General features: G+C 61.4%; 1 protein-coding gene. It reads left to right on the forward strand.

All coding sequences use genetic code 11. From position 1 onward, the window contains the following. Nucleotides 1-69: 69 nt before the first annotated feature. Nucleotides 70-446 (forward strand): transposase (locus L3X40_RS22195; RefSeq protein WP_445177243.1); only part of this gene is annotated, 377 nt, incomplete at its 3' end.

Raw genomic sequence — 446 nt, forward strand, 5'->3', positions numbered from 1 at the left:
CAGCCCGTTGACGAAGTCGGGCGTGGCTGATTCAGTGTAACCGTTGATTGACGGTGCGGGTATGCGGCGATGGCGATGAGGCGTGACGGTGAGAGCCAGCCCGATCTGATTGTCTCCTGGGCGGATGTTCCCCGGTCTCCTGGTCACGCCTTCTACGACAAACTCCAGAAGCTGTTGGTCGATGCCGGGTTCGACCGCTTCGTGGAGGAGAGCTGTGCGGCGTATTACGCGCCGCGGATGGGGGCGCCGTCGGTTCCGCCTGGTCGATATTTCCGGATGCTGCTAATCGGCTATTTCGAGGGCATTCACAGCGAGCGCGGCATCGTCTGGCGCTGTTCGGATTCTCTTTCGCTGCCGGAGTTTCTGCGGCTGACGAACCGGGAGAAGGTGCCGGACCATAGTTGGATGTCAAAGACGCGCAGCCGTCTGCCGCACGAGGTGCATGA

The organism is Rhizorhapis sp. SPR117 (assembly GCF_021742065.1).